An 11,725-nucleotide genomic window follows, 5' to 3' on the forward strand; every position below is an offset into this window, starting at 1 on the left:
GCACAGCTCCGGGGCCGGGGGCGCTCAGGCGAGCTCCAGCGCCAGGTAGAAGTCCACCCGGTCCTCCAGCCGCGAGAGGTCACGTCCGGTCAGCTCCTCGATCCGGCCGATCCGGTAGCGCAACGTGTTGACGTGCACGTGGAGTTGGGCCGCGCAGCGCGTCCACGAGCCGTCCGATCGCAGGAAGGCCTCCAGGGTGCGGACCAGGTCGGCCTGGTGCTCGATGTCGTACGCGATCACCCGGTCCAGCAGGCGGCTGCGGAAGGCCCGGCGGACCTCGTCCGGCACCGCGGCCAGCAGCAGGACGTGCGAGGCCAGCTCCTCCGGGCCTGCCACGCAGACCCGGCCGACCCGGGCGGCGGCGATCCGGCGGGCGTGCCGGGCCTCCTCCAGGGCGCCGCGCAGGCCGCCCGCCTCCTGGGCGGGGGCGGAGACACCGACGGTGATCCGGCCCTCCGAGCCGAGGCCGGCCTCCAGCGGGGCGAGCAGCTCGCGCAGCGCGTCGGCCGGGACGGCGCCGCTCGGCGCGGGGACGATCACCACGGCGCCGCTGCCGGTGCCCGCGACCAGCGCGCGGTCGGTGGCGTCGGTGAGCGCCTCCTCCAGGATCGCCCGGACGGCCCCGTCCGGGAGGCCGGTGCCCTCGGCGCTGGCGACCAGCCAGCTGCCCTCGGTCTCGGGCACCCTCGGCGTGCCCTCGTAGCGGGCGGCCATCGCGGTGGAGGCGTGCAGCGCACGGCTGATCTCGGCCGGGTCGGCGTCGCGCTGGAGCAGCGTCAGCACCTCGTCGGCGATCCGGCGGCGCAGCCTGCGGCCTTCGTCCCGGCGGGTCCGCTCGGCGGCGACCAGCCGGGCCAGGTTGTCGGCGAGCTGCTGGCGCTTGCCCGTCCACTCGGTGACGTCGCCCGCGACGGCGAGCACCCAGTCGGCCAGCGGACTGTCGGCCTCGGGTGCGCCGGGGGCGGGCAGCAGCGAGTACGAGCCGGTGCTGAGCCTGGCTCGGTGCGGGGGGCGGCGGCGCTGGCGCTGGGCGGCCAGATGGGCGCGGACGAGCTGGTCGCGGTCCTCGGCGGAGAGCCGGTCGGCGGGCCCGGCGATCACCCGTCCGGTCGGCGCGAGCACCCAGCAGTCCAGGTCGAGATCGCCGCCGAGCAGGTCGAGCACCGCGTCGAGCCCGCCGCCCCCCGCGGCGGAGACCAGCACCCGGTGCCGGTCGACGAGGGCGGCGAGGTCGGCGGCGCGGTCGGCGGAGACCTGGCGGCCGATGTACTCGACCACCGCCCCGAAGGCGATGTCGTCGGGCACCGCGAGCAGCGGCATCCGGTGTCTGCGGCAGGCGTCGACCAGGTCGTCGGGCACCGGCCCGACCTCCGCCTCACCGGCCGCGAGGGCGACGGCGCCGCCCGCCACGATCGTCCGGACGAACCGCTCGGAGTCCTCCGGTGCGGTGCGCCAGAGCATCCCGGTGAGCACCAGCTCTCCCCCGTGCAGGTACCGGCCGGGGTCGTGCAGGTCCGTGGTCATGACACCGCTGACCTGCCGGTCTAGCTCGTCCTCGGCGGCGAGGAGACGCAGCCTCGGGGCGCCGGGGGCGAGCAGGTCACGGACACGCATCCGGGACTCCTTCGTCTGGGGGTGGGGGGCTCACTCGGGGGGCTCACAGTGTGCACGAGATCGCCCAGTGGGTGTTACGTATCAATCGGCTCCCGGGTCACGGGCCCATAGCCTTGGAATCACGGCCGGATTACGGTCGTAGGTAGTGGGAAGCGGAGCCCTGTACAGGGCAATTGTCCCGCTTAGAGGAACGTACAGGATGCCGGGCGACTGCGAAGTCGGGGCTCATGCCATCGGTGACTGCCAGTGGGCCCCGTCACAGCGGTTCACTGGCCACACGCCGCCGGACACACCCCGGTGACCAGGACGCGACGCGAAGGCAACGACGCGGCGACACCGTCCGATACACCGAGTACCGGGCAAAATGCCCAAATGTCCGGCATTGGCGACGACTTGAGGAGACACCCGCATGGAGTTCCTTCGGCCCGCTACCTGGGACGAGGCTCTCGCGGCGAAGGCTGAGTACCCGACCGCGCTGCCCATCTCGGGTGGTACGGACGTCATGGTCGAGATGAACTTCGACGTGCACCGGCCATCCGCGATTCTCGACCTGAACCGCATCACCGAGCTGACCGAGTGGTCGATCGACAACGAGGTCGTGCGGCTCGGCGCCTCCGTCCCGTACACCCGGATCATCAACGAGCTCTCCGAGCCGCTGCCGGGCCTGGCGCTGGCCGCGCACACCGTCGGCTCGCCCCAGATCCGCAACCGCGGCGGCGTCGGCGGCAACCTCGGCGGTGCCTCCCCCGCCGGTGACGCGCACCCCGCGCTGCTCGCCGCCGGGCGGGACGTCTTCGTCGAGGCCGCGTCCGTCCGGGGTACCAGGATGATCGCGATCGACGACTTCTACGTCGGCGTGAAGCGCAACTCGCTGGAGCAGGACGAGCTGATCCGTGCGGTGCACATCCCCGTCGCCGACGGTCCGCAGCAGTTCTCCAAGATCGGCACCCGCAACGCGATGGTCATCGCGGTCTGCGCCTTCGGCTTCGCCCTTCACCCGAAGAGCGGCACCGTCGGCACCGGTATCGGTTCGGCTGCCCCCACGCCGCGCCGCGCCGTCCAGGCCGAGGAGTACCTCCAGGGCGTGCTCGCCGAGCGCGGCCTCTGGGAGTCCGGCGAGCTGCTGGGCGCCGAGGTGATCCGCGAGTTCGGTGAGCTGGTGAAGGCCGCCGCCTCCCCGATCGACGACGTCCGTGGCACCGCCGACTACCGCCGGCACTCGCTGGCCGTGATGGCCCGGCGCACGCTCACCTGGACGTGGAACGACTACAGCAAGCAGATCAGGAGCGCGGCATGAGGGTGACATTCACCGCCAACGGCAAGCCCGTGGAGGCGGACGACGTCTGGGAGGGCGAGAGCCTGCTCTACGTGCTGCGCGAGCGCGTCGGCCTGCCGGGCTCCAAGAACGCCTGCGAGCAGGGCGAGTGCGGCTCCTGCACCGTCTACCTGGACGGCACGCCCGTCTGCTCCTGTCTGGTCGCGGCCGGCCAGGTGCAGGACCGCGAGGTCCGCACGGTCGAGGGTCTGACCGACGAGAACGGCGAGCTGGGCCTCGTCCAGCAGGCGTTCGTCGACGCCGGCGCCGTGCAGTGCGGCTTCTGCACCCCCGGTCTGCTGGTGCAGACCGACGCGCTGCTGGAGCAGGACGAGCAGCCGAGCGACAACGACATCCGCGAGGCGCTGTCGGGCAACCTCTGCCGCTGCACCGGGTACGAGAAGATCATGGACGCGGTGCGGCTCGCCTCCGCCCGTAAGTGCGCTGGTAAGGGGCATGGAGCATGAGTACTCGCACCATCCAGGGTCAGAAGAACCTCCAGGACATCAGGCAGTCCAGCAAGGACGGCATCGGCGGCTCGCCGCTGCGCCCGGACGGCAACCTGAAGGTCAAGGGCGAGTTCGCCTACTCCTCCGACATGTGGCACGAGGACATGCTCTGGGGCATGGCGCTGCGCTCGCCGCACCCCCGCGCCAACATCCTCTCGGTCGACATCTCGGACGCCCTGAAGGTCCCCGGCGTCTACGCCGTGCTGACCCACCAGGACATCCCGGGCACGAAGTTCTACGGCCTGGAGATCCAGGACCAGCCGGCCCTGGCCATCGACAAGGTCCGCTACCACGGTGAGGCGATCGCGCTCGTCGCGGCCGACCACCCGGAGACGGCCCGCCGCGCGGTGAAGAAGATCAAGGTCGAGTACGAGGTGCTCACCCCGATCGTCACCGAGGAGCAGTGCTTCGACCCCCAGACCCACGGCTACGTGCACGAGCCGCACGAGTTCAAGTCGCACGGCTACGACAACATCTGCCACGAGCAGCGGCTGGTCTCCGGCCTCGGCGTGACGGACGAGGTCCGCGCGCTGGCCGACGTCATCGTCTCCGGTGACTACGAGGTCGGCATGCAGGACCAGGCCTTCCTCGGCCCCGAGTCCGGCCTCGCCGTGCCCGCCGAGGACGGCGGCATCGACCTCTACATCGCCACCCAGTGGCTGCACGTGGACCGCCAGCAGATGGCCCCCGTGCTCGGCCTGCCCGAGGAGAAGGTCCGCCTGACCCTCGCGGGTGTCGGCGGCGCCTTCGGCGGCCGCGAGGACCTGTCGATGCAGATCCACGCCTCGCTGCTGGCCATGCACACCGGCAAGCCCGTCAAGATCGTCTACGCCCGGGACGAGTCCTTCTTCGGCCACGTGCACCGCCACCCGGCCCGGATGCACTACGAGCACGGCGCCACCCGCGACGGAAAGCTCGTCTACGCCGACTGCCGGATCGTGCTGGACGGCGGCGCGTACGCCTCCGCCTCCCCCGCCGTCGTCGGCAACGCGGCCTCGCTCGGCCACGGCCCGTACGTCATCCCGAACGTGAAGATGCACGCCATCGCCCTCTACAGCAACAACCCGAGCTGCGGCGCGATGCGCGGCTTCGGCGCGGTGCAGGCGGCCTTCGGCTACGAGACCCAGATGGACAAGCTCGCCGCCGAGCTGGGCATGGACCCGGTCGAGCTGCGCCAGCTGAACGCCATGGCGGAGGGCGACCACCTGCCCACCGGCCAGGTCATCGACTCCCCGGCCCCGGTCGCCGAGCTGCTGCAGCGGGTCAAGGACATGCCGCTGCCGCCGCCGCTCGACCTGGACAACCTGGACGTCCGCGCCCTGCCCGGCGCGCTGTCGAACACCTCGCACGGCGAGGGCATCGTCCGCGGCATCGGGTACTCGGTCGGCATCAAGAACGTCGGCTTCTCCGAGGGCTTCGACGACTACTCGACCGCCCGGGTCCGCCTGGAGGTCATCGGCGGCGAGCCGGTCGCCATGGTGCACACCGCGATGGCCGAGGTCGGCCAGGGCGGCGTCACCGTGCACGCCCAGATCGCCCGCACCGAGCTCGGCGTCGAGCAGGTCACCATCCACCCGGCCAACACCGAGGTCGGCTCGGCCGGCTCCACCTCCGCCTCCCGGCAGACGTACATGACCGGTGGCGCTGTGAAGTACGCGGCCGAGGCCGTCAAGCAGGCCGTCCTGGACAAGGGCCGCCGCCGCTACGGCTGGACGCACGACGACCTCACGCTCGTGGGCGGCAAGGTCGTCTCCGACTCCGCCGGTGTGCTGATCTCGATGGTCGACCTGCTCGGTGACGAGGCGATCGACCTGACCCGTGAGCACCACCACCGCCCGACCGTCCCCTTCGACAAGGTGACCGGGCAGGGCTTCGGCCACGTCCAGTACACCTTCTGCGCCAACCGCGCGGTCGTCGACGTGGACGTCGAACTCGGCCTGGTCAAGGTCGTCGAGCTGACGGCCGCCCAGGACGTCGGCAAGGCGCTCAACCCGCTCTCCGTCGTCGGCCAGATCCAGGGCGGCTGCACGCAGGCCCTCGGCCTGGCCGTGATGGAGGAGATCATCGTCAAGGACGGGAAGGTCCGCAATGCCTCCTTCACCGACTACCTGATCCCGACCATCCTGGACACCCCGCCGATCCCGGTGGACATCCTGGAGCTGCCCGACCCCAACGCCCCGTACGGGCTGCGCGGCGTCGGCGAGGCCCCCACCGTCTCCGCCACGCCGTCCATCGTCGCGGCCATCCGCCAGGCCACCGGGATCGCGCTCACCCGCATTCCCGTCCGGCCCGAGCACCTGACCGGGACGCTCTAGCAGTCTCGACAAGACCTCCCCGGGGCGGCGACAGCAAGTCTTCCCCACCGCCCCGGGGCAGCACCGAACAAGAGCTCTCATGTGCACCAGCCGCTGCCTCTCCCACGCCGGGGCTCTGCAGCGGTGCGCTCCACCCCGCACCGCCAGCACACCGTGTGCACAGCTCAACGTGAGTCGAACAGTCCCCCTGCGCCTGCTCCCTGGCTTGGCACATCAGGTCGACTCGCCCACCCCAACCCCCTTTGAACCTTGGGAGTGGACATGACCCGGACCTCCACGGAGCCCGGCACCACCGAAGAGTCACCCACCGAGCCCGACGCCCCCACGGCGGGACCGGCAGTACAGCCGAAGAACGCACTGGACGCCTACTTCAAGATCTCCGCCCGAGGGTCCACCCTCGGCAACGAGCTCCGAGGCGGCCTCACCACGTTCATGGCGATGGCCTACATCGTCCTGCTCAACCCGATCATCCTGAGCGGCGCCGACGTCAACGGCCTCAAGCTGGACCACGCGCAGCTGACCACCGCGACCGCGCTCGCCGCCGCAGTGACCACGATCCTGATGGGCGTCATCGGCAACGTGCCGCTGGCCGTCGCCGCCGGACTCTCCGTCTCCGGCGCGATATCCGCCCTCGTGGTGCCACACACCACCTGGCCGCAGGCCATGGGCCTCTGTGTGATCTACGGTCTGCTGATCGTGCTCCTGGTCGTCTCCGGGCTCCGCGAGAAGATCATGAACGGCATTCCACTGCCGCTCAAGCACGCCATCACCATCGGCATCGGTCTCTTCGTCGCGATCATCGGCTTCTACAAGGCCGGCTTCGTGCACACCGGCGGTCCGACCCCGCTCTCGCTCGGCCCCTTCGGCGAGCTGTCCGGCTGGCCCGTGCTGATCTTCTGCCTGACCGTGCTGACGATCTTCGTCCTGATGGCCCGCAACGTCCGCGGTGCGATCCTGATCGGCATCGCGGCGGGCACCGTGGTCGCGGTCGTCGTCAACAAGGTCGGCCACCTCGACCCGAAGGTCTGGGGCGGCTCCGCCCCCGTCTGGCCGGGCAGCCCGGTCTCGGCGCCCGACTTCGGCCTCTTCGGCCACGTCGACCTCTTCGGCGCCTTCGGCGGCAAGGGCCTCGGCGCGATCAGCGCCTCCGTCGCCGTCTTCACCCTGGTGCTGGCCGGCTTCTTCGACGCGATGGCCACCATCATCGGCGTCGGCACCGAGGCCGGTCTCGCCGACAAGCAGGGCCGGATGCCCGGCCTCTCCAAGGCGCTCTTCATCGACGGTGCCGGCGGTGCCATCGGCGGCCTGGCCGGAGCCTCCGGCCAGACGGTCTTCGTCGAGTCCGCCACCGGAGTCGGCGACGGCGCCCGGACGGGCCTCGCCTCCACCGTCACCGGTGGCGTGTTCGCCCTGATGCTCTTCTTCTCCCCGATCGCGGCGATCGTGCCCGTCCAGGTCGCCTCGGCCGCCCTCGTCGTCATCGGCTCGATGATGATGAGCCAGGCCCGGCACATCGACTGGTCCGACCGCGAGGTCGCCATCCCGGCCTTCCTCACCTGCGTCCTGATGCCGTTCACCTACAGCATCACCGCCGGTGTCGCCGCGGGCGTCGTCTCGTACACCGTCATCAAGGCCGGCACCGGCAAGTGGCGCGAGCCCGGCCCGCTGATGTGGATCCTGACCGCAGTCTTCGTGGTCTACTTCGCGCTCACCCCGATCAAGTCCTGGCTGGGTGTGCACTAGCACCGAACGCCGCCGGTACGGGCCCCTCCGTACCGGCGGCACTCCCCGTTCCCGATGTTGACGACAGGAGCACCCGACATGCAGGACATCGCCGAGCAGCTGCTGGCCTGGCACTCCTCCGGGCGCTCCTTCGCCGTCGCCACCGTCGTCGGCGTCTCCGGCAGCGCCCCGCGTGACCCGGGTGCGGCCCTCGCCGTGGACGCCTCCGGCGAGGCGATCGGCTCCGTCTCCGGCGGTTGCGTCGAGGGTGCGGTGTACGAGCTCTGCCAGGAGGCCATCGCCTCCGGGCGCCCCGTCCTGGAGCACTTCGGCTACAGCGACGAGGACGCCTTCGCCGTCGGCCTGACCTGTGGCGGGCTGCTCGACGTCTTCGTCCAGCCCGTCACCCCCGGCGCCGACCCCGGCCTCGACGCGGGCATCACCTACATCGCCTCCGGCACGCCGGTCGCCCTGGCCCGGGTGGTCGACGGGCCCACCGGGCTGCTCGGCGCGACCGTCGCCGTCACCGCCGACACCCACCACGGCTCGCTCTCCCCCGCCCCGACGACCACCGGCGCCCTCGAACGCGCCGCCGTCGCCGAGGCCCGCGCCATGCTCGACGCCGGGCGCACCGGCAAGCTCGTCCTCGGCCTCGACGGGCGGCCCTGCGACGACGCTGCGCAGGGGACGATCACCTTCTTCGTCGAGTCGTACGTGCCCGCGCCCCGGATGATCGTCTTCGGCGCTATCGACTTCGCGGCCGCCGTCGTCAAGATCGGCAAGTTCCTCGGCTACCGGGTCACCGTCTGCGACGCCCGCCCGGTCTTCGCCACCACCCGCCGCTTCCCCGACGCCGACGAGGTCGTCGTCGACTGGCCGCACCGCTACCTCGACTCCCAGCTCGACCGGATCGACGGCCGCACCGTCCTGTGCGTCCTCACCCACGACGCCAAGTTCGACATCCCCCTGCTGGAGCGCGCCTTGCGCCTCCCAGTCGGCTACGTCGGCGCGATGGGCTCCCGCCGCACCCACCGCGACCGCAACACCCGCCTCCGCGAGATCGGCCTCACCGACGCCGAGATCTCCCGCCTCCGCAGCCCCATCGGCCTCGACCTCGGCGCCCGCACCCCCGAGGAGACCGCGGTCTCCGTCGCCGCCGAGATCGTCGCCCACCGCCGCGGCGGCAGCTGCCTCCCCCTCTCCGCCGGCCAGGGCCCGATCCACCACGACCTCGCCCGCAGCACCCCCGCCCCCCAGGCCACCCAGGCCACCCAGGCCGCCTGACCGCCCGGCGCGACCCGGCGCAGCCTGGCCGCACCGGGTTTTCCTTGGCACCTGCGACACGAGCCTGCGCCGTCCTCTCCGGGAGACGGCGCTTCGCTGCGTCAGCTTGCGGCGCCGCGACAGCACGGCAGGTTGCGCGGGGTCGCGGGCGGCCGGAGGCTGGGGTAGAGGGGGGTTTGGCCTCACGGGAAGGGACGGCCGAGTCATGCGCACCCTGCTGCAGATCGAGATGGACACCGAGGCGAGCAACAAGAAGATCACCGACGGGACGCTGCCGGCCTTCATGCAGTCGACGCTGGGCGAGTTGAAGCCGGAGGCCGCCTACTTCTTCGCGAAGGACGGCCACCGCAGCGCGCTGCTCGTCTTCGACCTGGCGGACCCGTCCTCGATCGTGCCGAGCCTCGAACCGCTCTGGTTGGAGCTCAACGCCAAGATCTCGCTGACGCCGTGCATGAACGCCGACGAACTCGCCGCAGGCCTCGCCAAGTTGGGGAGCTGACGGCACAGCGCGGCAGCCGCGCGCAGCTCGGTGCCTTGCCCTTCTGCGGCCATCTGCTCTATAAGTAATAGAACAGACCGCGAGAAGGGGTGGGCGCAGGTGTGATCCTCAGCATCGATCTGGGCAGCGAAGTCCCGATCTACCAGCAGATCCGGGATCAGGTGGTGGAGGCCATCGCCGGTGGCGGGCTCGTCGAGGGCAGTCCGTTGCCGTCGACGCGGCAGCTCGCGGGTGACCTCGGGATCAACTTCCACACCGTCAACAAGGCTTATGACCTGCTGCGGCGGGAGGGGCTGCTGCAGCTCAACCGCAAGAGTGGGGCGGTGGTGCGGCGGGATGCCCGGTCCGGGCCGCCGGAGGCCGGGTTCGGGGAGGAGTGGGGGGGCCGGCTGCGGACGTTGCTGGCCGAGGCGGTGGCGCAGGGGATGGACGGTGCCGAGGTGCTGGCGTCCTGTGCGGCGACGGTGGGCGGGTTCGGGCAGGGGACAGCGGACATGCGTACGGCAGCAGACGAGGGGGAACGGTCATGACGACGACAGTGGTGTCCGGGGTGGGCGTCCCGGTGGTGATTCTGGTGATGGCCTGGCTGGTGCCGGCCTTCGCCGCTCCGAGCCTGCCGTTCGGGGTGCGGATACCGGCGGCGCGGCAGGGCGAGGCGGTGCTCGCCGAGCAGCGGCGCGCCTACCGCAGGTGGCTCGGCGTCGGGGGCGGGGTCGTGGTGGCGTGCGGGGTCGCGATGGCGTTCCGTGGCTGGAACCCCGTGCTGGGGCTGGCCCCGGTGGCCGCCGCCTTCGGGGTCGGCGCGAGCGGGTACGTCCGGGCGAGGCGGGCCGTCCTGGCCGCCAAGGAGAGCGGCGGGTGGTACCAGGGCCTCCGGCAGGGGACGGCCGCCGACACCTCGTTGCGGACGCGGCCCGTACGGTTCCCCTGGCCGTGGGCCGTGCCCGCCGTGCTGATCGTCGCGGCGACCACCGCGATCGGGGTCACCCGGTACGGCGGGATGCCGCCGCAGCTGGCCACCCACTTCGGCACGGACGGCACGGTCGACCGCTTCGCCCCGAAGTCGGTCGCCAGCGCCTTCGCGCCGGTCTTCGCGCAGTTCGGGCTGACGGCGGTGATCCTGCTGACCGTCTGGCTCGTCCTGCGCGGCCGGGCCGACCTCGACCCGGCGGAGCCTGCCGCGAGTGCGGCGCGCCACCGCCGGTTCGTCGTACGGACGAGCGCCGCGATCCTGGTGCTGGCCGGTGCCGCCGACCTCACGATCCTGCTGGCCGCCCTGCGGATCTGGCACGGCGACCGCACCATCTCCCCCGCCCAGCTGCTCACGCCGGTCCTGTTCGGTCTGGCCGCCGTCGTGGTCGTCGCCGTCCGTACCGGGAAGGCCGGCAGCCGACCGACCGCCGCCGAACCGCCGACCGGCCTGGTCCACGTCGACGACGACCGGTACTGGCGGCTGGCCGGCACCGTCTACGCCAACCGGCAGGACCCGGCGCTGCTCGTCCCGAAGCGGCTCGGCATCGGCTGGACGGTCAATCTGGGCAACCCGCGTTCGCTGCTGCTGGTCGCGCTGATCGCCGGCTTCGTGGTCGCCATGAGCGCGATCAGCTCCTGACGGACGAGCGCCTAGTCGGTGAGCGCCAGCCGTACGCCGAAGCCGACCACCACGATGCCGGTGACGCGGTCGAGGACGCGCCGGGCCGCGGGCCGCCGCAGCCAGCCGCCCAGCACCCGGGCGAAGCCGACCAGGACGGCCGACCAGAGCAGGCCCTCCGCGACGTGCACGCAGGTCAGCAGGACGCCGGTGGCCAGGTGCGGCGCACCGGCGGGGATGAACTGCGGGAGGACGGCGACGTAGAAGACGCCGACCTTGGGGTTGAGCAGGTTGGTCAGAAAGCCACGCCGCCAGCCGGCGGCCAGGCCGCCCGCCGTGACTTCGGGCTCGTCCCCGTGGGCGTCCTCAGCGGCCCCGGGCCGGAGCATCCGCGCGCCCATCCAGAGCAGGTACGCCACCCCGGCCCAGCGCAACGTCTCGTACGCGAGCTGCGAGGCCGTCAGGAGCGCGCTCACGCCGAGCGAGCTGAGGGTGCCCCAGGCGAGGGTGCCGCACTGGATGCCGAGCACGACCCCCCAGGCCTGCCTACGGGCGCCGAGCGCGGCCGTCCGCAGGATCAGTGCGGAGTCGAGGCCGGGCGTGAGAGTCAGGAGCCCAACGACGAGGGCGAAGGACCAGAGTGCTGCCGATATCCCCATGAGCCGCAATTGTCACAGGGCGCGGACGTGCTCGGCAACGGGCCTGCCCTCCTGCTCCGTCGGGTCGTAGGCGACCTTCTGGCCTTCGGCGAGGACGCGCTGCTCACCGCCCTCGATCGAGTCGAAGTACACCGTCAGCTCGGGGCCCCCGTCGTCCGGGGTGATCACCCCGTAGCTGTGGTGCACGTTGTAGGTCTTCACGACTCCGGTGGCCATC

General features: G+C 71.8%; 11 protein-coding genes. 8 read left to right on the forward strand and 3 right to left on the reverse strand.

The annotated features are described in order from the left end of the window. Window positions 1-24: 24 nt before the first annotated feature. A complete protein-coding gene (locus ACR68M_RS04405; protein WP_441249066.1) occupies window positions 25-1,614 on the reverse strand; it encodes a PucR family transcriptional regulator in 1,590 nt (529 codons plus the stop codon). A 409-nt stretch (window positions 1,615-2,023) separates the two neighbouring features. Between ACR68M_RS04405 and ACR68M_RS04410 the strand changes: the two genes are divergently transcribed. The 8 genes from ACR68M_RS04410 to ACR68M_RS04445 all read left to right on the forward strand — a co-directional run bounded on the left by ACR68M_RS04410 (window position 2,024) and on the right by ACR68M_RS04445 (window position 10,870). Further along, window positions 2,024-2,911 carry an FAD binding domain-containing protein gene (locus ACR68M_RS04410; RefSeq protein WP_441249067.1) on the forward strand — a complete coding sequence of 296 codons (888 nt, stop codon included), beginning with the start codon at window positions 2,024-2,026 and terminating at the stop codon, window positions 2,909-2,911. Next, a complete protein-coding gene (locus ACR68M_RS04415; RefSeq protein WP_441249068.1) occupies window positions 2,908-3,396 on the forward strand; it encodes a (2Fe-2S)-binding protein in 489 nt (162 codons plus the stop codon). The genes ACR68M_RS04410 and ACR68M_RS04415 overlap by 4 nt, the downstream gene beginning before the upstream one ends. Further along, window positions 3,393-5,753, forward strand: coding sequence for a xanthine dehydrogenase subunit D (gene pucD, locus ACR68M_RS04420; RefSeq protein ID WP_441249069.1), 2,361 nt, complete (start codon window positions 3,393-3,395; stop codon window positions 5,751-5,753). Before ACR68M_RS04415 ends, pucD begins: the two co-directional genes overlap by 4 nt. 261 nt (window positions 5,754-6,014) lie before the next feature. After that, window positions 6,015-7,496: an NCS2 family permease gene (locus ACR68M_RS04425; RefSeq protein ID WP_441249070.1), complete on the forward strand. Its 1,482-nt coding sequence runs from the start codon at window positions 6,015-6,017 to the stop codon at window positions 7,494-7,496. 78 nt (window positions 7,497-7,574) lie between these two features. Next, window positions 7,575-8,759 carry an XdhC family protein gene (locus ACR68M_RS04430; protein WP_441249071.1) on the forward strand — a complete coding sequence of 395 codons (1,185 nt, stop codon included), beginning with the start codon at window positions 7,575-7,577 and terminating at the stop codon, window positions 8,757-8,759. A gap of 205 nt (window positions 8,760-8,964) precedes the next feature. Continuing rightward, the gene (locus ACR68M_RS04435; protein WP_441249072.1) at window positions 8,965-9,258 is read left to right on the forward strand and encodes a hypothetical protein; all 294 of its coding nucleotides are present in this window, start codon (window positions 8,965-8,967) and stop codon (window positions 9,256-9,258) included. A gap of 101 nt (window positions 9,259-9,359) precedes the next feature. Further along, a complete protein-coding gene (locus ACR68M_RS04440; RefSeq protein ID WP_441249073.1) occupies window positions 9,360-9,788 on the forward strand; it encodes a GntR family transcriptional regulator in 429 nt (142 codons plus the stop codon). Then, the gene (locus tag ACR68M_RS04445; protein ID WP_441249074.1) at window positions 9,785-10,870 is read left to right on the forward strand and encodes a DUF1648 domain-containing protein; all 1,086 of its coding nucleotides are present in this window, start codon (window positions 9,785-9,787) and stop codon (window positions 10,868-10,870) included. The genes ACR68M_RS04440 and ACR68M_RS04445 overlap by 4 nt, the downstream gene beginning before the upstream one ends. 11 nt (window positions 10,871-10,881) lie before the next feature. Here the strand turns inward: ACR68M_RS04445 and ACR68M_RS04450 are convergent, their stop codons facing one another. Together ACR68M_RS04450 and ACR68M_RS04455 are read right to left on the reverse strand one after the other, a co-directional pair. Continuing rightward, window positions 10,882-11,508 carry a LysE family translocator gene (locus tag ACR68M_RS04450; RefSeq protein WP_441249075.1) on the reverse strand — a complete coding sequence of 209 codons (627 nt, stop codon included), beginning with the start codon at window positions 11,506-11,508 and terminating at the stop codon, window positions 10,882-10,884. A 12-nt stretch (window positions 11,509-11,520) separates the two neighbouring features. Beyond that, on the reverse strand, window positions 11,521-11,724 hold the full coding sequence (locus ACR68M_RS04455) for a cold shock domain-containing protein (protein ID WP_441249076.1): 204 nt from the start codon (window positions 11,722-11,724) through the stop codon (window positions 11,521-11,523). Between the last annotated feature and the right edge of the window lies 1 nt (window position 11,725).

This window comes from Kitasatospora sp. McL0602, from assembly GCF_052076145.1.
Classification (GTDB): Bacteria; Actinomycetota; Actinomycetes; order Streptomycetales; family Streptomycetaceae; genus Kitasatospora.

What these genes read in the sequence shown, in the direction of transcription:
- ACR68M_RS04405 (WP_441249066.1), bottom strand. Translation starts at nt 1,614, where the DNA reads ATGCGTGTCCGTGACCTGCTCGCCCCCGGCGCCCCGAGGCTGCGTCTC.
- ACR68M_RS04410 (WP_441249067.1), top strand. Translation starts at nt 2,024, where the DNA reads ATGGAGTTCCTTCGGCCCGCTACCTGGGACGAGGCTCTCGCGGCGAAG.
- ACR68M_RS04415 (WP_441249068.1), top strand. Translation starts at nt 2,908, where the DNA reads ATGAGGGTGACATTCACCGCCAACGGCAAGCCCGTGGAGGCGGACGAC.
- pucD (WP_441249069.1), top strand. Translation starts at nt 3,393, where the DNA reads ATGAGTACTCGCACCATCCAGGGTCAGAAGAACCTCCAGGACATCAGG.
- ACR68M_RS04425 (WP_441249070.1), top strand. Translation starts at nt 6,015, where the DNA reads ATGACCCGGACCTCCACGGAGCCCGGCACCACCGAAGAGTCACCCACC.
- ACR68M_RS04430 (WP_441249071.1), top strand. Translation starts at nt 7,575, where the DNA reads ATGCAGGACATCGCCGAGCAGCTGCTGGCCTGGCACTCCTCCGGGCGC.
- ACR68M_RS04435 (WP_441249072.1), top strand. Translation starts at nt 8,965, where the DNA reads ATGCGCACCCTGCTGCAGATCGAGATGGACACCGAGGCGAGCAACAAG.
- ACR68M_RS04445 (WP_441249074.1), top strand. Translation starts at nt 9,785, where the DNA reads ATGACGACGACAGTGGTGTCCGGGGTGGGCGTCCCGGTGGTGATTCTG.
- ACR68M_RS04450 (WP_441249075.1), bottom strand. Translation starts at nt 11,508, where the DNA reads ATGGGGATATCGGCAGCACTCTGGTCCTTCGCCCTCGTCGTTGGGCTC.
- ACR68M_RS04455 (WP_441249076.1), bottom strand. Translation starts at nt 11,724, where the DNA reads ATGGCCACCGGAGTCGTGAAGACCTACAACGTGCACCACAGCTACGGG.